18 protein-coding genes are annotated in these 20,080 nt (G+C 70.1%); 4 read left to right on the forward strand and 14 right to left on the reverse strand.

Annotated elements, in window-relative coordinates:
* Positions 1-122: 122 nt before the first annotated feature.
* Positions 123-1,559, reverse strand: a complete 1,437-nt coding sequence (locus tag ABZ909_RS05585) for a GuaB1 family IMP dehydrogenase-related protein (RefSeq protein WP_356996428.1) — start codon at positions 1,557-1,559, stop codon at positions 123-125.
* Between the two features lie 95 nt (positions 1,560-1,654).
* Here ABZ909_RS05585 and ABZ909_RS05590 point away from each other — a divergent pair, with 95 nt between their 5' ends.
* The gene (locus ABZ909_RS05590; protein ID WP_356996429.1) at positions 1,655-2,095 is read left to right on the forward strand and encodes a nuclear transport factor 2 family protein; all 441 of its coding nucleotides are present in this window, start codon (positions 1,655-1,657) and stop codon (positions 2,093-2,095) included.
* 8 nt (positions 2,096-2,103) lie between these two features.
* Here the strand turns inward: ABZ909_RS05590 and ABZ909_RS05595 are convergent, their stop codons facing one another.
* The 7 genes from ABZ909_RS05595 to ABZ909_RS05625 all read right to left on the reverse strand — a co-directional run bounded on the left by ABZ909_RS05595 (position 2,104) and on the right by ABZ909_RS05625 (position 8,992).
* A complete protein-coding gene (locus tag ABZ909_RS05595; protein WP_356996430.1) occupies positions 2,104-2,487 on the reverse strand; it encodes a hypothetical protein in 384 nt (127 codons plus the stop codon).
* Between the two features lie 214 nt (positions 2,488-2,701).
* Positions 2,702-4,411: a DEAD/DEAH box helicase gene (locus ABZ909_RS05600; RefSeq protein ID WP_356996431.1), complete on the reverse strand. Its 1,710-nt coding sequence runs from the start codon at positions 4,409-4,411 to the stop codon at positions 2,702-2,704.
* A complete protein-coding gene (locus ABZ909_RS05605; RefSeq protein ID WP_356996432.1) occupies positions 4,404-5,345 on the reverse strand; it encodes a M48 family metalloprotease in 942 nt (313 codons plus the stop codon). The genes ABZ909_RS05600 and ABZ909_RS05605 overlap by 8 nt, the downstream gene beginning before the upstream one ends.
* Positions 5,346-5,388: 43 nt before the next feature.
* Positions 5,389-5,790, reverse strand: coding sequence for a BlaI/MecI/CopY family transcriptional regulator (locus ABZ909_RS05610; protein ID WP_354831823.1), 402 nt, complete (start codon positions 5,788-5,790; stop codon positions 5,389-5,391).
* Positions 5,791-5,868: 78 nt separating this feature from the next.
* Positions 5,869-6,696 (reverse strand): ABC transporter ATP-binding protein, encoded by an 828-nt coding sequence (locus ABZ909_RS05615; RefSeq protein ID WP_356996433.1) that lies wholly within the window; start codon positions 6,694-6,696, stop codon positions 5,869-5,871.
* A complete protein-coding gene (locus ABZ909_RS05620; protein ID WP_356996434.1) occupies positions 6,693-7,763 on the reverse strand; it encodes an iron chelate uptake ABC transporter family permease subunit in 1,071 nt (356 codons plus the stop codon). The genes ABZ909_RS05615 and ABZ909_RS05620 overlap by 4 nt, the downstream gene beginning before the upstream one ends.
* A 191-nt stretch (positions 7,764-7,954) precedes the next feature.
* The gene (locus ABZ909_RS05625; RefSeq protein ID WP_356996435.1) at positions 7,955-8,992 is read right to left on the reverse strand and encodes an iron ABC transporter permease; all 1,038 of its coding nucleotides are present in this window, start codon (positions 8,990-8,992) and stop codon (positions 7,955-7,957) included.
* 131 nt (positions 8,993-9,123) lie between these two features.
* On the opposite strand from ABZ909_RS05625, the gene ABZ909_RS05630 reads away from it, so the two are divergent.
* Positions 9,124-9,828, forward strand: a complete 705-nt coding sequence (locus ABZ909_RS05630) for a hypothetical protein (protein ID WP_356996436.1) — start codon at positions 9,124-9,126, stop codon at positions 9,826-9,828.
* A 55-nt stretch (positions 9,829-9,883) separates the two neighbouring features.
* On the opposite strand, the gene ABZ909_RS05635 is transcribed toward ABZ909_RS05630, so the two are convergent.
* Both ABZ909_RS05635 and ABZ909_RS05640 read right to left on the reverse strand, forming a co-directional pair.
* Positions 9,884-10,183: a hypothetical protein gene (locus ABZ909_RS05635; protein ID WP_356996437.1), complete on the reverse strand. Its 300-nt coding sequence runs from the start codon at positions 10,181-10,183 to the stop codon at positions 9,884-9,886.
* A gap of 16 nt (positions 10,184-10,199) precedes the next feature.
* Complete coding sequence (locus tag ABZ909_RS05640; RefSeq protein WP_356996438.1) at positions 10,200-10,937, reverse strand: LpqN/LpqT family lipoprotein; 738 nt, start codon at positions 10,935-10,937, stop codon at positions 10,200-10,202.
* 151 nt (positions 10,938-11,088) lie between these two features.
* On the opposite strand from ABZ909_RS05640, the gene ABZ909_RS05645 reads away from it, so the two are divergent.
* Complete coding sequence (locus tag ABZ909_RS05645) at positions 11,089-12,438, forward strand: neutral zinc metallopeptidase (protein WP_356996439.1); 1,350 nt, start codon at positions 11,089-11,091, stop codon at positions 12,436-12,438.
* A gap of 48 nt (positions 12,439-12,486) precedes the next feature.
* On the opposite strand, the gene ABZ909_RS05650 is transcribed toward ABZ909_RS05645, so the two are convergent.
* From ABZ909_RS05650 to ABZ909_RS05660, 3 genes are all read right to left on the reverse strand, one after another.
* A complete protein-coding gene (locus ABZ909_RS05650; protein ID WP_356996440.1) occupies positions 12,487-15,561 on the reverse strand; it encodes a BTAD domain-containing putative transcriptional regulator in 3,075 nt (1,024 codons plus the stop codon).
* Between the two features lie 119 nt (positions 15,562-15,680).
* Positions 15,681-16,691 (reverse strand): nucleotidyl transferase AbiEii/AbiGii toxin family protein, encoded by a 1,011-nt coding sequence (locus ABZ909_RS05655; protein WP_356996441.1) that lies wholly within the window; start codon positions 16,689-16,691, stop codon positions 15,681-15,683.
* Complete coding sequence (locus ABZ909_RS05660; RefSeq protein ID WP_356996442.1) at positions 16,688-17,338, reverse strand: hypothetical protein; 651 nt, start codon at positions 17,336-17,338, stop codon at positions 16,688-16,690. The genes ABZ909_RS05655 and ABZ909_RS05660 overlap by 4 nt, the downstream gene beginning before the upstream one ends.
* 398 nt (positions 17,339-17,736) lie before the next feature.
* On the opposite strand from ABZ909_RS05660, the gene ABZ909_RS05665 reads away from it, so the two are divergent.
* Complete coding sequence (locus ABZ909_RS05665; protein WP_356996443.1) at positions 17,737-18,720, forward strand: AraC family transcriptional regulator; 984 nt, start codon at positions 17,737-17,739, stop codon at positions 18,718-18,720.
* Between the two features lie 9 nt (positions 18,721-18,729).
* Here the strand turns inward: ABZ909_RS05665 and ABZ909_RS05670 are convergent, their stop codons facing one another.
* Entirely contained in the window at positions 18,730-19,689 is a 960-nt protein-coding gene (locus tag ABZ909_RS05670) for a helix-turn-helix domain-containing protein (protein ID WP_356996444.1), read from the reverse strand.
* Positions 19,690-20,080 lie beyond the last annotated feature (391 nt).

The following is a 20,080-nucleotide window of genomic DNA, read 5'->3' on the forward strand; positions in this document are numbered from 1 at the left end:
GGCCCTATCACATCCGGCGGCGGCCTCGCATCGCCGCAGGGCCGGGCCCCGCATACGCGAAACCCGGCGGATCCCAGAGGGATCCGCCGGGTTCGGGCTGTGCAGTACTAAACCGGTGGTGATCACCAACCGGAGGGCAGCGGCCGGCCCTCGGCGAAACCGGCGGCCGACTGCACGCCCAGCATGGCGCGCTCGTGGAACTCGCCGATGGTGCGGGCGCCGGCGTAGGTGCAGGAGCTGCGCACACCGGAGGTGATGTGGTCGATCAGGTCCTCCACGCCCGGGCGCTCGGGATCGAGGCGCATGCGCGAGGAGGAGATGCCCTCCTCGAACAGTGCCTTACGGGCGCGGTCGAACGCCGAGTCGGTGGCGGTGCGGGCGGCCACGGCACGCTTGGAGGCCATGCCGAAGGACTCCTTGTATCGGTTGCCGTCGCGGTCGACGCGCAGGTCGCCGGGCGACTCGTAGGTGCCCGCGAACCACGAGCCGATCATCACGTTGGCCGCGCCGGCCGCGAGGGCCAGGGCCACGTCGCGCGGGTGGCGAACGCCGCCGTCGGCCCACACGTGCTTGCCGAATTCCTTGGCGGCCGCGGCACATTCGGCCACGGCCGAGAACTGCGGGCGGCCCACGCCGGTCATCATGCGGGTGGTGCACATGGCGCCGGGGCCCACACCGACCTTGATGATGTCCGCGCCGGCCGCGATCAGATCGCGGGTGCCGTCGGCGGAGACCACATTGCCCGCGACCAGCGGCACGCCCAGATCCAGTGCGGCCACCGAGGCGAGCGCCTCCAGCATCTTCTGCTGGTGGCCGTGTGCGGTGTCCATGACCAGGACGTCGGCGCCCGCGTCGACCAGGGCCTTGGCCTTGGCCGGGATGTCGCCGTTGATGCCGACGGCGGCCGCGATGCGCAGCCGGCCATTGGCGTCGGTGGCCGGGGTGTAGATGCCGGTGCGGATGGCGCCGGTGCGGGTCATCACGCCCGCGAGGGTGCCGTCGGCATTGACCAGCACGGCCAGGTGGGCGTGCTTGGCCTCGAGCAGGTCGAAGATGTCGCGCGGCGAGGAGTCGGCCGGGGCGCTGACGAAATTGGCGTCGGCGACCACGCTCAGGCGGGCGAAGCGGTCCACGTCGGCGCAGGCGCCCTCGGTGACCACACCGACCGGCTTGCCGTTCTCGACCACCACGACCGCGCCGTGGGCGCGCTTGTGGATGAGGGCCAGCGCGTCGGACACCGACTGGTCAGGATCGAGCACCACGGGGGTGTCGGCGGTGAGGGAGCGGCTCTTGACGAAGGCGATGGTGTCGGAGGCCGCGGGGATCGGAAGATCCTGCGGCAGTACCACGATGCCGCCCCGGCGGGCGACGGTCTCGGCCATGCGGCGGCCGGCGACGGCTGTCATATTGGCGACCACGAGCGGAATGGTCGTGCCGGTCCCATCTGTGGTGGAGAGATCGACATCGAACCGGGACGCCACATCCGTCCGGCGGGGGACGAGGAAGACGTCGTCGTAGGTCAGGTCGTAGGGCGGAGTCTGCCCGGGAAGAAACTGCACGTTGGACCATGGTAGCTGAATGCTGAGAGTTCGCGGTGCGATCAGGCGGGGAAAATGCCAGGCGGGTGCCAGCGAGGTCTCCTATGTTGGCGTCCGTGACCGATCTTGCGGCGCTCGCCGATCGACTGGATGTCAGCGACACCATCACGAAACTCTTCGTCTACTGCGACCAGGCCCGCTGGGCCGACCTGCGCGAGTCGGTGTTCGCGGAGGAGGTGTTCTTCGACAACGGCTTCGGCGGACCCGTCGGCCCGCGGTCCGGCGCCGACATCGCCGATGCCTGGGCCACCGGCCTGGGTGCGCTGGACGCCGTCCAGCACCAGGCCGGCAATCACCTCGTCGAGATCACCGGCGACACGGCGCTGGCCCACGCCGACGCCATCGCCGTGCACGTGAAGAACGACGCCGCCGGCGGCACCACCCGCTGGTTCGTCGGCAGCTACGTCCTCGGCCTGCAGCGCACCGAAAAGGGCTGGCGCATCGACCGTTTCGAATACAAGCTGAAGGCCATCGACGGCAACGCCGACCTGCTCTGAGCCTCGGCTCAGGACGCGGTGGGGATGAACAGCGCCTCGAAGGGCGGTTCGCCCACCGCGACGGTCGTGTGACCGCATCCCCCGGTGTCGGCGGCCAGCACCAGATCACCCGGTGCGAACCGCCGGCGCTCACCGTCGGAGGTGGTCACCTCGATCGCGCCGCGCAGCATGACCACCCATTGCCGGGCCGGGGCCGGATGCGGCTCACTGTCGAAGCCCGCGCTGCGCAGGTAGGACACACCCGCGGTCGAGGGCATGCCGCCGACGGCCATGGCGGGCACTCCGACGGCCAGAGTCCGCTCGGTCAAAGGGATTTCGGCGTCGGTGAACTTCGAACCACCCTCGTTCGTGGATTCGATGACGGTGTAGCGCAGGTTCTTTCGTTCGCTCATGACTCACATGCTCACCGCTCGGCGGCGAGTTCGCGATTCCCCGCGGGGAATGACGCGGAGGCTGTCCGCTCCCGATACCGAGCCACCCGAGTTCATTAGCTAAAAGATTGCTGCGGCTCATTTCGGGCTCGGAGTTATCTCAATCTCGTCCGATTTGCCGGGAAACTCGCGCGATTTCGCGCGCGTGTCGTAGGAACATCCAAACGTGTTGGCGTCAGCGGGACGAACGCCGCGCCACGCCGGGCTTGCGCTTCTTGTTGTGCGGCCGGCTCTCACCCTTCGGACGCTGCCGGAACCGCGGCTGCTCGCGCGGAGCCTCCGCCGCGGGCGCGGGCGGCGCCGAAGGGTCCGCCACCGGTCGGCCGCTCGGCCGCCGCGCCCCCGTGATCTCGAGCAGCCGCCGATCGCCGGGCCGCACTTCCACGTCGGTGAGCGTCACCGAGGCCCGCTCCGCCAGCCGCGCGGCCTCCTCCCGATCGTCCGGGGTGACGATGGTGACGACCGTGCCCGACGCGCCCGCCCGCGCGGTTCGCCCGGTCCGGTGCAGATAGTCCTTGGGATCCGCGGGCGGATCCACGTGCACGACCAGCGAGACATCGTCGATGTGCAGCCCGCGGGCGGCCACATCGGTGGCGACCAGCACGGGCGCGGTTCCGTCCGCGAACGCCGCGAGCATGCGATTGCGCTGGTTCTGCGCCTTGCCGCCGTGCAGCGCGACCGCGCCGATCCCGATCTCGCGCAGCTTGCGCGCCAGCTTGTCGGCACCGTGCTGGGTGCGCACGAACAGCAGCGTCCGGCCTTGCCGCGCGGCGATTTCGCTGACCACCGCCCGCTTGTCGGACCGCCGCACATGCAGGGCGTAGTGCGCGATATCGGGTCCGGCCGCGACGTTCCCGAGCTCGCCGCCCGAATCCGCGCCTGACACGGTGGCGTCCACCGGCTCCGGCGACATCGCGGCCGGAACGGCGCCGATCGCATGGGTCGCCGGTTCCCGCAGATACTTCTGCACGAGTCCGTCGACCGTCTCGTCGAGGGTCGCCGAGAACAGCAGTTGCTGCGCCTCGCCCGGCACCTTGTTGAGCAGCGCCGTCAGCTGCGGCAGGAAGCCCAGCTCGGCCATGTGGTCGGCCTCGTCGACCGTGACGACCCGAATGTCGCCCAGCTGCACCGCTTTTCGCCCGAGCAGATCGGTCAACCGCCCCGGCGTCGCGATGACGATGTCAACCCCGCGGGCCAGCCGCTCCTCCTGCTTCTTGATCGGCAACCCGCCGACCGCCGTGGCCAGCCGCAACCCCAATGACAGCGCGGGGTCGTCCAGCGCGCTCTCGATCTGAATCGCCAGCTCCCGCGTCGGGGCCAGAATCAGCCCCCGCGGCCGCCGCGGCGCACTCGGCGCACCGAACAGTCGCACCAGCATCGGCAGCCCGAACGCGAGCGTCTTCCCCGAACCCGTCGCCGCCCGGCCCAGCACGTCCCGCCCATCCAGAATGTCCGGAATCACCGCTGCCTGGATGGGAAACGGCTTATCGATCCCGCCTCGCCGCAGCGCCTGCACGAGCACCGGCGGCAATCCCAGATCCGCGAACCGTACCTCGCCGCCCTCGGAACCGGCCCCGGCGTGGTCGTCCACCGGGCTCGTGGTCCCGGCCGGGTCGCGCTGGTCCCGCCCGCTCTCGCGGGCGCCGGTCCGGCGTCGGGCTTCGACCCCTCGGTCGGTCGGCGAAGCCTCGGCTGCGGGTGACGAGTCGGTGGCGATGGTTTCCTCCCGGGCTGAAGTGGGTGTCGAAGTCGGAGTGGGCGCGGGGGCGCCGCTGGTCGCGAGCGGTGGCGAAAGGCTCTCGCCCGGGCCGGTATCGGCGGCGGGCATGGCGGATTGCGGCGCGCCCGAGCCGGATTCGGGGGCGGGTAGGTGGGGATCAGGCACGGCTGACCAGGCGGCTGAGTTCGACCAGCCAGGGGATCGCGACGGCGAGGGTCGGGACGACCAGGATCGCGGCGGCGGCCACGTAGGCGGCGACGGCGATGCGGAGATCGCCGATGGGTCCGGCCAGGCGCTGGATCCGGATCAGGGTGGTGGGGCCGCCGACGGCCATGGCGCCCTGCGGGGCCGGGGAATTGGAGCAGGCCACCAGGGCGCGCGCCAGGGGAGTGGGACCGGTGACCTTGACCGCGGAGTCGTCGGCGAGCAGTTCGATGAGCAACTTCACCGAGTCCAGCGCGGATTTGGAGCGGACCACCCGGGGGAACGCCTCGTGCGCGGCGGTGAAGGCCTCGAGCACCAGATCGTGGCGGGCGCGCAGGTGCGAGCGCTCGTGGCTGACGATGGCGGTGAGTTCCTCGTCGGACAGGTTGGTGACGGTGCCCTGGCTGAGGACCACGCGCCGCCGCAGACCGGGCAGGCAGTACGCGATGGGCTCGGTGGCGGCCAGTACTCGGATGTCGGCCGATTTCCGCTGCACGCCCGACTGATCCAGCAGGTCGACCAGCATGCGGTGGCGGGCACGGCGGCGGCGGGTGTGGATGCCGACCCGGATCACCGACCAGATCAGCCGCGCCCCGACGAGCAGGGTGAGCGCGAACACCAGGACCAGGGCCAGCCACAGCGGCAGACCGAGGGCGTCGATCTCCTTGCTGGGCGTGGTGGTCGGACGGCCGTCGCCGCCCGGGACGAGGAGCCGGGAGGCGATGGCGAGTCCGGAGCCGAAGGCGCTCAGCACCGCGGCCAGCGCGATCGCCTGCCACAGCACCAGCGCGGCACGGGGACTGCGATAGGGCCAGGTCGCCCGGCTGAGCAGCGCTGGAACCGGTCCCGCCAACAACAGGGCGAGACCGGCGAAAACCGGCGCTGTCCAGTCCATGTCCTCAGCTCACTGCGTTGTGGGGCTCGGGCCGAGGCTACGGCTATTTGGACTCGGGTTTGTCCTTGCGCGCCACCTCGGTGGCTTCGAGCTTAGCGAGTGCGTCGCGCAATGCGGCAGCCTCGTCCGCACCGACCTGTTCGACGAAGTGCACGAGTGCGGCGCGGCGGCTGCCGACCTCGTCCGCCTGCTGCAGCGCGTCGACCATGAGGCTGGCGACGAGTTCGTCGCGAGTGTGCACCGGCGCGTACCGGTGTGCGCGGTCGTCGCGCTGCTGGACCACCAGATTCTTCTTCGCCAAGCGTTGCAGAACGGTCATCACCGTGGTGTACGCGAGTTCACGACGCTCAGCGAGGGCTTCATGGACCTGCCGGACCGTTTGCGGTTCGTCGGCCGACCACAATTGGTCCATGACCGCTTTCTCGAGTTCACCAAGACCTGCCATCCCACAAGTTTACGGAGACAACGACAGGAATGCGTACTACAGCCCGTCGTAACCGGCGAGTTGCTGGTGTGGTATTGCTCATACCCCGGCGTCCGCCGGCATGCCTCCGGATCGGGAGTCGCGCACATGCCGGGCGCCGATCGGCACGATCATCGGCCGCCCCGATACCGGGTCCTCGAGCACCTCGGCGCGCAGGCCGAAAACCTCGCGCAGCAGTTCGGCGTCGATGATGTCGGCGGGGACGCCCTGGGCGACGATGCGGCCGGCGTGCATGACGATGAGGCGGTCGCTGTAGCGGATGGCCAGATTCAGATCGTGCAGGACCATGACGACGGTGCGGCCGAGATCGTCGTGCAGGCGATCGACCAGGTCGAGGACCTCGAGGGAATGGGCGAGGTCGAGGTAGGTGGTCGGCTCGTCGAGCAGCAGGATGTCGGTGCCTTGGGCCAGCGCCATGGAGATCCAGGCGCGCTGGCGCTGGCCGCCGGAGAGCTCGTCGAGGGTGCGGTCCGCCAGGTCCCCGATACCGGTCTGTTCCAGCGCAGCGGTCACCTCGGCCTCGTCGTCGGCCGACCACTGCCGCAGCCAGGACTGATGCGGATGACGGCCGCGGGCAACCAGATCTGCGACGGTCAGGCCCTCGGGCGCGACCGGCGTCTGGGGCAGCATGCCGACGATGCGCGCGATGTCCTTGGTCTTCATGGTGGAGATGGCTTTGCCGTCCAGCAGGACCCGGCCGGACCGGGGCCGCAGCAACCGGCCCAGGGAGCGCAGCAGCGTCGACTTGCCGCAGCCGTTGGGGCCGATGACGGTGGTGATCAGCCCGGGCTCGATCCGCACCGAGAGCCCGTCGACGATGACCCGCTCGCCGTAGCCGAGGGTGATGTCTTCCGCAGCGAGAGTCACAGTGTCGCCTTCCGGTTGGTGCGAACGAGCAGGTAGAGCAGGAACGGTCCGCCGACGGCCGCGGTGACCACGCCGACCGGGAGTGAGACGGGAAAGACGGTGCGCGCGAGCAGGTCCGCCCCGACCACCGCGATGGCTCCGACCAGTGCCGAGGCGATGACCGGTTCCCCGGGGGTCCGCAGCAGCCGCCGCGCGATCTGCGGTGCGGCCAGCCCGACGAACCCGAGCGGGCCCACCGCCGCGGTCGCGAGCGCGGCGCAAGCGACCGCGGCGGCTACGAGAATCGCCTGCTGGGTCTGGATGTGGACGCCGAGGATGCGCGTGGTGTCGGTGCCGAACCGCAGCGCGGCCAGCGTCCGCGCCGACCCGGCCGTGACGAGCAGTGCGACGCCCAGGCCGATCGCGGCGGGCACGAGGGTCGACCAGTCCGCGGTGTTCAGCGATCCGGTGAGCCACTGCTGGGCATGCGCGGCATCGGTGAGCGTGGCCCGGGTCAGCAGCCAGCTCACCGCCGACAGCAGCGCCGCGTTCACGCCGATCCCGATGAGCACCAACCGGAATCCCATGACCCCGCTGTCCCCGCTCGTGGTCCGGCCCCAGGCCAGCAGGTAGATCAGCACGGCGGTGAGCAGCCCGCCGGCCAGTGCCGCCGCCGAAACGCCCAGCGCCGCAGCCATGCCCGTCCCGACGCCACCCATCCCGACCAGCACCGCGACCGCACCGCAGCTCGCTCCGGAGGTGATGCCCAGCAGATCCGGGCTGGCCAGCGGATTGTGCAGAATCGACTGCGTCACCGCGCCCGCCAGTCCCAGTGCCGCTCCGACCGCGATCGCGGTCAGCGCCCTGGGCAGCCGTGAATCCATGATCACGAACCGCTGCGCGCGAGTCCCTCCGCCGCCCAGCGCATCCAGCACTCGCCCGAGCGGAATCCGGAACTCGCCCATCGCGATATCCAGCGCGAACAACCCGAACAACAGGGCCGCCAGCGCGATCACGGTGAATAGCGCGCCGATCCGCAGCACCGCCGAGAACCCGCCCACCCGCACCGCGGGCCGGACAGCGCGCAATTCGTCAGCGCGAGCCCGGTCGCCGCTCCCGGCTGGTTCCGCGCTTCCGGGAGTGCCGGGGTGATCGGAGGCGATCGGCGGTGTTGCCGGTGCGAGCCGGGCGCAGGGTGATCCGGTGCTTCCGGAGGCGTTTGCCGTGGGGTGGCCAGGGCTCACAGGGGCTGCGGTGTCGTTGGGAGGTGTCGGAAGAGTCACAGGCTCACCAGCTTTCGGCGGCGAACCAGAAGGATGAAGAACGGCGCTCCCAGGGCGGCGAGGGTGACACCGGCCTGGAGTTCGCCCGGCCGGGCGATGAGGCGGCCGGCGGTGTCGGCCAGGAGCAGGACCAGAGCGCCGAGCAGGCCCGAGAAGGGAAGCAGCCAGCGGTAATCGGGGCCGGTGCGGGCGCGCGCGAGGTGGGGGACGATCAGGCCGAGGAAGGCGATCGGCCCGACGGCGGCGGTGGCCGCGCCCGCGAGGAGGACGACGGCGGCCAGACCGAGCGCCCGGCTGCGGGTGACATTCACGCCGAGACCGCGGGCGACATCATCGCCGAGACCGAGCAGGTTCAGGGCGGGGGCGGAGGCCAGAGCGAGAATCGCGCCCAGGGCGAGGAAGGGCAGCACCTGGCCGAAGGTGGAGGCGTCGTGCCCGGCCACGTCGCCGACCACCCAGTAGCGGTAGGTATTGAGGGCCGTGCCATCCAGCAGGACAACGATATTGGTCATCGCCTGGAGGAATGCGGTGACGGCCGCGCCCGCGAGGACCAGGCTGAGCGGGCTCGCCCGGCCGCCCCCGAGCGAGGAGACGCCGAACACGACCAGGCCGGCGAGCAGGGCGCCCGCGAAGGCGAACCAGATGTACTGCGCGGGCGTGGTGAGGGCGAGCAGGTGAATGCTCAGCGCGGCGAGGAAGGCCGCGCCCGCATTGATGCCCAGTAATCCGGCGTCCGCCAGCGGGTTTCGGGTGTAGCCCTGGATGAGGGCGCCGGCCATGCCGAGCGCGAGTCCGGTGACCAGGGCGAGTCCTGTTCGCGGAAGGCGTAATTCGCGCACGATCTGGGCGGCCGAGCTGTCCGCGGGACACGAGAGTGGCAGTCCGCCAGGGCAAATGAGCGCGTCGTACACGGTTCCGAGACTCAGATTCCGCGAGCCGAGGGCAATGCTGGCCGCGACGGCACACAGCAGGAGGGCGGCGAGAACGAGAAGTTCGGACAGACGTCGCCGTCTGGTGGTGACTACGGCGGGCACGGTGACGAACTACTCCTGACGCGTTCATTGCTCGATAAGTCTGGTAAGCCTAACCTATCTTCCCGTGCTCATTGTCCATGCATTGGCCGAATAGTCGCATTGGCCGAATAGTCGATGAATGAGGAGGTTCGATGCTCGAACCCGTAACCGTGTCCACGCCACGCGATTCCAGGCTCGCCTTCGGGACGGCCTGTTCCCGCCTGCGCGCCCTGCAACCCGAACACCCGCGCGTCTACGCCGTCGCCGCCATGGCCGACCAGGGAAAACGTCGCTGGTGGCGGCTCGCCGACGGCATCCGCGAGGGCCGGATCGAGGTGATGTACCGGCGGCACGCCGCCGAGATGAGCAATGCCGACATCGCGGCCGAGGTGGTGGCCACGGCGCTCATCCACGCGGTGATCGGACGGGTGATGGCCATGGTGGTGTCCGAGGGCCGGGCCTGGGATCCGGGCCTGGAGAACCTGTGGATCCACACGGACAACGACGGCGGCATCGACTGGGCGGGCCTGTCCGACACCACGATCCGCGTGATCGACGGCGACCTCCTCACCGGCGAGGACGGTGTCGTGGCCCTGCCCTGTGAGCCGGCGCTCTACGTCTGGCTCGCCCACCGCTGCCTGCCCGCCCTGTCCCTGGTCCAGGAGGCGATCGCGCGCTGCGCGGGTCTGGGTGTCCGCCGCTTCTGGGGCCTGGTCGCGGAATCCATTGTGGGCGCGGCGACCTACGTGCCCGCACTGTCGCGCACCTCCTCCTCGGAGGGCGCGCGCCGCGGCCAGGCCATGCTGGCCGCGTTCGAGGACCGCGGTCTCCCGGTCCGCCGGGTCTGCATCAGGTAGGCCCGACCCGCACCTGTCGTCGGCCGGTCGAGACCGGATCCGGTCTCGACCGGGGTCAGGAGACGGACACCGGCCCCGCTGCGTCGTCCGAGGCCTGGGTGGAGTCGGGTCGCCGCCGGGAATGCAAGGGCCAGAGCAGAATCCACAGCACGCCGTAGAGCACTGCCACCGTGAGCATCAGCACCAGCCACGCGGGATAGAGCACGATCAGGCACAACTGGAGGAACTGCTTGACGCCGATCGGATAGTCAGCGGCCTGGGACAGCACGAACGGCAGCCCCGCGACCCTCAGGAACATCCGCAGCAGCGACTCCTCCGGTGTTCCGGGCGGCGAATCGGGTTCCGGGACAGACATTGTCGGGCCTCGCTCCTCAGACCGTGATGGTGATCTGCTGGTCGATGGTCTCGATGGCCGACTGCAGCACGCCGGCCTGGTCCTGGTTGCTGGTGGCGTTCAGCTGCAGGACGTAATAGACGCCGCCCGCTCCCGGAATGACCACGGTCTCCTGCGCGGACACCGCGGGAATGCCTTGCAGCGTGTAGGTTCCCGCGCTCCGGTAGGCGGGGAATCCGGAGATGGTGGTGACCGACCCGGTGCCGATCTGGGTGAAGCCGGGCAGGTTCTTCATCTCGCCGGCGGCGTCGGCGATCAGCTTCTGCGGATCGACCGTGCCCTGCAGTTTCGACAGCAGCGCAATGATATTCGGGGTGTAGTTCGCCCCCGCCGCCTCCGCGCCGTCGTAGACGATCGCGCCGATGGCGTAGTCGGGGGTATCGGCCCCGGCGTTGGCCCAGCCGTCGGGGAAGGGCAGGCCGATCGCCGGCGCGCCCGGATCGCCGTTGTGCACCGGGGTTTCGATGATGTGCTGGTCTTTGATGTAGTCGGCGATCGTGTAGTTCGAGCCACCGGTGGTGTCGAGCGTGCGCGGGGCGAGTTTGCTGTTGGCCGGATTCGCCGATGTGGTCGGCTTGGCCGCGCTCGAGGTCACCGACGCCGAGGACGCCGGGGCGCTCTTCGCGCTGTCCTTGCCACCGCAGCCGGTGAGCGCCACGCTCACCGCCAATGCCGCCACGGCGACCCCGATCAGGCCGCGATTTCCCATCATCATGGGCACCTCCTTGTCGAATCGAGCCGTCGAAAGGTAGCCACGCGGGATTGGGATTCGATTGGAACAGCCGTCCATGCCGGTTCCAATCCGGGCCGCTTACCGTCCGCGAGACCCGGCGACGAACCGATACAGCGGAACCCAAGGAGCGGCCATGCGCGCGTCTCGTACCCTCGGACTCGCGGCTCTGGCCGCGACCGTCGTCCTGACCGCCGCCTGCGGTACGCGATCGGAGACGGGCTCGGGGACGCCGAGTTCCGCAGTGGCCGTCCACGGTGATGCCGGGGCCGCGGTGAACACGATTGCGGCGCAGGCGATCAGCGATCTGCAACGGTATTGGTCCGAGCAGTTCCCGAAGCTCTACGGCTCGGCATATGGGCCGGTCACGGGTGGGTTCTACGCGGTGACGCCGTCGACCGGGCCGCTGCCGCCGTGCGCGAATGCGGCCGCCGACATCGCCGGCAACGCCTACTATTGCGCGGACCGGGATGTGGTCGCCTGGGATGCCGAGGGCCTGCTGCCGTCGCTGCGGAAGAGCTACGGGGACTTCGTCATTCCCATCGTGCTGGCCCACGAGTGGGGGCACGCCGTCCAGGCCCGCGCCGGGTTCCAAGGGCTCACGGTGACCAAGGAGATCCAGGCCGACTGTTTCGCCGGAGCCTGGGCCGCGGACGTGGTCGCCGGCCACAGCTCATTCCACGCCACCGCGCACGATCTCGACGGCGCTCTGGCCGGATTCCTGTCCCTGCGTGACGAACCCGGGACCGACAAGACGAACGGGTCGGCCCACGGCAGCGGGTTCGATCGGGTCAACTCCTTCCAGACCGGGTTCGACAGCGGGCCGGGCGCGTGCAAGGACTATCGGGACGGCACTCCCGCGGTCATCGAACTGCCGTTCCGGCCCGCCGCCGACGCGGCGTCCGGAGGCAACGCCTCCTACGATCAGGTCGTCCAGCTCGCCCCGGTGGATCTGGAGGACTACTGGTCCGCGGTGTATCCGGCCTTGTTCGGCGCACCCTGGAAGCCGGTGCGGCAGGTGCTGGGATTCGATCCACGGCGCGCCCCGAGCTGCGGTGGCTCACCCACCGGTTCCTACAGCCTGTTCTATTGCGTTCCCGACAACTTCATCGGATACGACGGTGTCCGGTCGATGCCCGAGTTCTATGACGAGGGCGGCGATTTCGCGGTGGCGACCCTGCTGGCCACGCAATACGGACTCGCCGTCGAGGCCCGCGACGGCGATAACTCCGACGACCGCACCGCCTCGCTGCGGGGCGACTGCTATGCGGGCGCCTGGGCGGCCAGTGTGCTGCTGGAGAACCGGCCCACCAGCAATATCCGCATGTCACCCGGTGATCTGGACAAGGCGCTGGCGGCGCTGCTGGTATTCCGCGGCCAGGATTCGACCGACCGGCAGGGCAGCGGATACACCCGAGTCGAGGCATACCGCGACGGGCTGCTCAATGGCGCGAAGGTCTGCACGGGGACGATGCCCGGCGAGTGAACGGATAACTGGTCTCGGTGGTCCCGTCACTCGTGCCCCGTGGTCGCGTCACTCGTGCGTGGCGACCCGGCGCAGGCCGGCGATTCGGGCCGACAGCAGCGGGTCCCACGCGTGCTCGCCGGTGGTGTCCGCGATGCCCTGTGCTCGGGCGAGCAGTCCGAGCGCCTCGGCGGTGCGGTGGCGGCGCGTCTCGATATCGGCGAGCAGGGCCAGGAAGAACGGGGCCATGACGGTGCTGCCGTCCTCGGTGATGGCCTCGAACGAAGCGAAAGCGGCGGCCGGATCGGTGTGGTCGCCGGTGAGTACGCGTGCCCAGACCTCGACCACCTTGGCGCAGGCCGCCCACTGTCCACCGCCCGCTGCGGTGAGTTCCTCGAACACCGCCGCGGCGGCGCCCGCCGTGCCCTCGGTGACACCCAGCACCGCGTAGACCTCCACGAAGGTCAGCCGCGCGGCCAGGATATTGAAGACGTCACCGCGAGTCCGGGCCAGCTCCAACGACATCCGGCAGCATTCTTCGGCCGCGGCACGGTCGCCGCGCAGCGCCTCCATCAAACCCATCCAGCAGTACACCCGGGGATGGAAGAAGTGTGTCGGGTCGCCGACCGTCTCCGGTGGCGGGAAGGTCTCGAGCATGCGCTGGGCGCGGGCCAGCATGTCGTCCCGGTCGCCCCGCAGTGCGGTGGTCATGATGTCCACGAAGTGGCTCGCGACCCCGGCGGCGGGGTCGTTCGAGGCCCCGTACCGGGCCCGGAGGCCGTTGGCGATGACCTCGGCCTCGTCGAGCCGGCCGCGGGCGCACAGCATCATGCAGCGCATGGCCGCCGCGCCGTAGAAGTCACGTCCGTCGATCTGCTCCCCGAGTTCGAATGCGCGTTGCACGGCGGCCAGGGCCGTGGCGCTGGTCTGGCCGTGCAGGATGCCGCGGGCCCCGGCCAGGTGCAGCCACAGGGACGACTGTCGTTCCAGCAGTTCGGGTTTGGCGGGCAGGCGGCGGCAGATCTGCAGCGCGTGCTCGGCCAGGGCGACGATGTCCGCGTAGGCGGAGCGGGCGAGGGCACGCTGGATCACGGTCTCGTGGATCTCCAGGGCCGCATGGGTATTGATCTCGGTGCCAGCCCGCCACGCGTGGTCGGCGGCGGCGATGGCCTCCTCATAGGGCGAGGTCGGCAGCGCGGCAGCGCGATCCGACGCGATGGCCGCGTGCGTGGCGGTCCGCTCCGCCACCGGAATCCGCACCAGCACCGCGTCGCGCAGCAGGCCGTGACTGAAGCAGAACACCCCCGGCCGTTCCCGGTGCTCGTCGAGCAGACCCGTCTCGTAGGCCGGGCGCAGCCGGGCCCGGACCGACTGGACCGGGGAGTCGAGGATGCCCGCGAGCGTCGCGACATCGAACTCCGGGCCGATCACCGCGGCCGCGGCGAGCGCGCGCCGACTGGGCTTGTCGAGCACCGCCAGCCGGCGACCGACCGCGGCGGCGATGGCATCGGGGACGGCGTCGAGGTCGGGCACGGCGGGGCCGCCCGGTTGTTCTCCGGCCGCGAGTGCTCGCACCAATTCCTTGATGTAGAAGGGATTTCCGCGGGCATGCGCCCACAGGTGCTGCGACAGTTCCGGGGTGGCGGGCGCGCCGGTGAGCCGCTCGATCAGCTCGCCGGCCGCATCGCTGTCCACGCCCCGCAGGGGCACGGTCGAGATCTCGCTCGACCCGGTGAGCCTCTCGTACAGCTGCCGATTGACCGGGCGGCCGCTGCCGAAATACGTCCAGGTGCAGACGATCTGGATGGGCAGGCGGGCGATGCGTGCGGTCAGCAGGAGCAAGGCGCTGCCCGAGGCGGCGTCGGCGAGGTGCAGGTCGTCGATGACCAGCAGCAGCGGGCGCAGGGCGGCCAGCTCGGCCAGGGCGGTCACGATGCCCTCGAAGAGGGGGAAGCCGGTCGCGGCGGGCCCGGGCGTGGCCGCCGCGCCGGTGTGCCACTCGGGCACCAGCGCGTCGATGACGCCGGGGGCCTTGTGGCGCACCGCGTTCCGGCCCGCGTCGCCGAATTCGTCGCCCAGGCGGCGCAGGATCTGGATCCATATCCACAGTTGGGGGACGCGAATACCGGTGGGGTGGGCCGCCCAGGCGACCGTCAGACCGGCCTCGCCGGCGCGGCCGGACACCGCGTCGGCCACGGCCGTCTTGCCGATTCCGCTCTCCCCGGTCACCACGATCAGACCGCCCGACCCGGCGTGGGCGCGTGTCACCGAGTCGGTGAGCGCTTCGAGTTCGACGGCGCGGCCGACCAGGGCCGGTCGGCGGGCGTCCGGTCCGGTCACGACAAGTGGTGCGGGCGAGGGTCTTTCGAGCAGCAGCTCGGTGCTGTTGTCGCTGATCTTGCGATACAGGGCGCGCAGCTCGTCGCCCGGCGGTGCCCCCACTTCCCGGTCGAGTGCGTCGCGGGCGCGCTCGAAGGCACCCAGCGCGTCGGGTCCGCGTCCGGTGCGGAAGAGCACGAGCATCAAATGGCCCCACAGCTTTTCGTGGACCGGATCGTTCGCGAGTGCGGCCTCGATTTCTGGTATCAGCTCACTGCCGCCGCCCAGCCGCAGCGCGGCGTCGAATCGGGACTCGATCGCGAGCCTGCGCAGCACCGAGTACCGCAGCACTTCCGCATGGGCGAACTCGTGATCGGCGAATTCGCCGAAAGGCCGTCCGCGCCACAGTCGCAACGCTGTGGTCAGCTTGTCCAACCCGAGTTCCGCGTCGTCGCGGCCGAGCGCCGCGCGGCCCTCATCGACCAGGTGTTCGAAGGTGGCGAGGTCGAGCCGATCCTCGCCCAGCAGGGTCAGCCGATAGCCGAGCGGCAAGGTCTCCAAGCGCGTCACCGGGGCATCGGTCCCGGCGGCCGTCAGGCACCTGCGGAGATTGGAGACATAGGACCGCAGTGATACCAGCCCTTTGGCGGGCGGCTCGTCGTACCACAGCGCGTCGGTGAGCCGGTCGACGCTGACGACCGTGCCGCGCTCGGCCAGCAGTACGGCGAGCACACACCGCTGTTTCGGCCCGCCCAGGGCCGCCGGGGCCCCGTCGACGCACGCCTCGATCGCGCCGAACAGCGAGTACTCGACCGGACCGGTCATGCGGATGCGTCTCTCTCGTACGTGCGGGCACGGCGAAAACCGCAGAATTGGTTTGTAACACGTCCCGCCGCGCCCCGCCCACCGGTCATGGAAATTCAGCGCATGAGCGGCAATCCCCGTCAGTGCTCCTCGTCGACATCTCCCGGGTGAAAGGCCGGCGCGAGGGCTTCGGTCAGCCGCCGGGCGAAGGTCTCCTGCTGGTCCGCCAGGTCCGGGCGGTCCTTCGCGAACTCGGCCCAGTCGGCGGCGAGGGCGATGTGCGGCAGCTGGATGAACCGGGTGTCCGGGGTGACCGCGCGGAGCAGTTCCGGCGTCGGCGTGCAGTGCTCGGCGAGCAGGACGGCGTCGTAGAGGTCCTTGCCCTCGGGGAAGCGGTCGTCGGTGAGCCACAGCAGTTTCCACGCCAGCGACAGTTCCGGGCCGGCCGCGAGCACGGCGGCGGCCGGGCCGGGGCGGCCGAGGCGAGGGATCTCGGTCCAGCGCGGCGGTTCGGGCAGGTGCTCGTTGAACACGAAGTCCAATTGCACGGTGCCCGAAGGGATCCGGGCATCGGTGGCGGTCCAGGGCACGACCAGACGGCGACCGGGGACCCGGTCGTAGGTCCAGATGTCGGCATCGACGGCCTCGCCGACGCGGAGACGGATCGACTCGGAGGCTTCGGCGGCCGCGGCCGCTCGGGCGGCGATGTCGGCGAGCATGCTGTCTGTGAGGTCGCTGTGGAACTCCCACTCGGTGGGCAGCACAATGAAATCCACGTCGCCGGGCTCGCGGGCCAGGTCGCCGAACCAGGCGCCGAGCAGGACGCTGCCGCGCAATACCAGGTGGTCGGTCCAAGGGGAATCGGCGATGGCCCCCAGCACGGTATCGAGGGCGTCGCGGCGGGCGGCAAACCAGGCCGCAGCCAGGTCCGCATCGTCGAAGTGCGGTTCGCTCAAACGCATTCCCATGCGATGCGCCGCCATGGCGGGATCGAAGACTGGCCGCTGCAGGACGCCGTCGCCCGCGACCGGCAGCAGCGTGCCGGGCAGGTCGCGCAGTTCCCGGTCCGCTTCGGACGGCGGCTGGGCCGGGACGACGGCGGTGGGCTCCCACGGGCCGGGGCCCAGCGCGGTCCACGGGTTGGTTGTCATGGCCGATTCCCTCCCTCGGTGATCCAGCCGGCGTCGATCGACTCGTCGGTGTCGAGGACGACGAATTCACGTTCGGCGGACAGTACTTCGTATTTGTTCGCCTGTAGCGCGGTCAGTAGGGCGGTGTGGCGTGCGGTGGCGGTGGTGTCGCCGACCAACCGGCAGCGCTGGGTGACGAACCGCTCGGTGCGGCCGTCGGGGCGGGTGCGGCGGGCATTGGCGGAGAGGTGTGCGGAGTGGGCGGTGGCGAGGCGGGCGAGTGCGTGCGCCTCGGTGCCGGGTGTGAGCAGCAGTTTGATGTGGTGCTCGAAGTAGTAGGCGGCACCCAGTGCGACGGCTGCGTCGTCGGTGGTGGGGACGCCCGCCGCCCAGGGCGTCGCCTCGATCTTGGCGCGGATCACCTCGAATCCCGCCGCGTCGAGGCGCGCGGTGAGTGCCGCTACCGAATCCGCAACCGCGGGAAGCGGTCCCGAGGCGCGGACGGTGAGCATCGGCTGGTCGATGACGCGGCCGCGTTCCAGCACGATGAGAACGAACTTCAATCCGTATGCGGCGGCATACTGCTCGAGGCGTCCGGCATCGGTCGCGCGCACCGTGAGGTGGGCTTCGAAGTCGCCGTGGAAGATCGGGGGAGCGGTCACGGTCACCGCGCCATCCTCGCAAACCCACCGCCGTGCCGTCGCAGGGTTTTCGGCGGGGGATCAGTGCGCGTAGATCCTTCCGGGAAGCTCGTGACCGGTGGGACCCCGGTCGGCACGGTGGTGAACCCGCGGTCGTGCCATGACTGCGGACACGGCAGCCGATAGTTTGCTGTTCGCGGTAGCGTGAGGGCCTACCGCGTCGATGGTGCCTCTGGTTCGCCGAGTGGTAAGCATCCTGTGCGGCAGGGGATCTCGTCATTGTCCCGACAGTGGGGCCGGGGTGCCGATCCGGAGCCGACGTCACGTGTGCTGGACGCTTGCTGTTACTCTTCACCGCGGCGGCTTCGGGTGTGTTCGAGACGCCGTGATGGGAGCGACGGTCGCGTCGAGATGGTGAGGACGGGATGGCTGTCGTATTCGACACCGGGTCGCTCGCCCGGCACGAGCGGGCGGACGCCCTGGCCACCGCGACCGCCGAGGAAGTGGCCGGCGCGGATGTGCGGTTCACCGATCCGCGCGCGGTCCACGGCCGGTTCGAGGAGTGGATCTTCGGGCCGGTGCGCCTGCTGCGGGCCGAATTGTCCGGCCTCGAGGTGGTCAGGACGTCCGGGCATATCCGGGCCAGTCGGGCGGGCATCCTGTCGATCGCCCGGCAATTCGATGGTGTTCGCGTGCACGAGCAGTTCGGCGTGCAGGAGGTGCTCACGTCCGGACTGTGCGGCGTCCTCGATATGGACACCCCGTTCGTGTCGGTGACCCGGGGACCCTCGATCAGCGCGAGCCTGCGGATCTCGCTCGACGAGTTGGGGCTGCCGAGAGGATCGGTGCGGGCCGCCGCACTCGGCCTGCGGCACAGTCCGTTACACCCGATGGTGTCCACGTTCATCGCCGATACCGTCGGCCGAGCCGACGATATCGAATCCGATTCCGATACCGCGGATATCGGGGGGATGTGCGCGGATCTGATCCGGGCGCTGGTGTTCTCGGCCGCGGGTGGACTCGCCGCGGACGGCTGCGGCGCCGCGCTACCCGGTCCGCTGCTGCTGGGGCAGATCGAGAGCTATCTGCGTTCCCACCTGGGATGTCTGGATCTCACCGCGGCGGAAGTCGCTGCGGTACACAATATTTCGGAGCGGAAGCTCTACCGGCTGTGGGCTGATGCGGGACGTTCGATGCGGCAGTGGGTGATCGCCGAGCGGCTCGAGCTGGCACGTCGGATCCTGTCCGACCCGCAACATGCCGGCCGCACCATCGGCGGGGTGGCCCGGACCGCCGGGTTTCGCGATGCCAGCCACTTCACCCGCCGTTTCCGTGCAACCTACGGGGTCGGCCCGCGGGAGTGGCGGGCGGTCATGGGTTCGGCTGCTCGCGGCGCCGGAGCGGAGTGAGAGCGACCTTCACCCGGCCGTCGTGGCGTACCGCCAGTCGCGCGGAGTCATGCCGTAGGCCGCGCGGAAGCGGCGAGTGAAATGGGTCGCGTCGCGGAATCCGACGGTGTGGGCAATGGCGCTGATGGTGCGGCTGCCGTGGGCGGGATCCACCAGCAGGGCGCGGGCCGCTGCCAGCCGTTCGCCGATGATCCACTGCTCCAGCCGGATTCCCGCCGCCGCACACAGCCGGTACAGATAGCGAGAGGAGATGTTGTGCGCGGCGGCGATCTGCTCGACCCGCAGGTCCGGATCGGCCAGATGCTCGCGCACATAGGTCTGGACCGCACGGACCACGGCCTGGTGCGGGATGGCCGCGGTGCTGTCGCCCGTGTGCCCGGACGCTGAAAGCAGCAGGGCCCGCATCATTTCCACGCAGCACTGGCCGATCATGACCGCGGCGGGATCCCGTTCGAGCGCGTCGGCGCCCTCGATGAGTTCGGTGATCTGCCCGGCGATCATGTCGTGCAGTGGACTGTGGCGCAGGCGGCCGGCGGCCGCGGCGACGGTCTCGCCCGAGAGCCCGATCCGATTCCGGGGGACGGCGATACACCACGATTCGCCGACGCCGTCCCAGCCCGCCTCGAACGGCGCGGTGAAGTCCCAGACCGCGCATTCGCCGGGTGCGGTGGAAGTGTGCCGTCCGTACTGATACTGATGCCGCACCGACTGCCGCTGCAACATCACCGCGACCGCCGAGGACGGCGTCCGATGGACCTGGGCGGTGGTGCGGCGCACCCGAACCGAGGAGATCCGCACGCGATGCAGGGTGGCCACGCCCAGCCGCCACCGCTCATGGCGGGCGACGATCCGCTCCGGTGGATCCAGCATCTCCGCATCGACCTGCAGAGCAACCGATTTCGCCAGTTCGGTGACCACGGTGGGCCGGTGCTCGATCGGGTACGACTCCACGTCCAGGAGGACGGCCATCTCAACTCCCCTCGGAACTCGCCCGACCTCGAGCTCCACATCCGTGCCGAACAAAACGACTGGCCTGATCTTATGGAGACCCGGGCAAACTTCGTGCATCGGTGACGGCCCATTACTAGGAACGGAATGCCGGAAAATCCGCCGACCGGATCCCCCGATCGAACCCGACCTGCTCGTTCGCCTCCCGGACCGGGCGGCACCGGACCAGGCGCTGGCAGGCGTAGGCGACAACTGTGCGCCCACAGCACAATTGGCGGCTTCGTGATGTCGCACCGATCACCCCCGCCGTGCACCCCGGAACCCGGGCAGTGCACACCTGCCGATCCGGAGTCACTGCGAGCCGATCCGAAAACCCACACCGGGCGCGGACGGAACCCACAGGTCGCTGTCA

Source organism: Nocardia sp. NPDC046763 (genome assembly GCF_040645495.1).
Taxonomy (GTDB): Bacteria; Actinomycetota; Actinomycetes; order Mycobacteriales; family Mycobacteriaceae; genus Nocardia.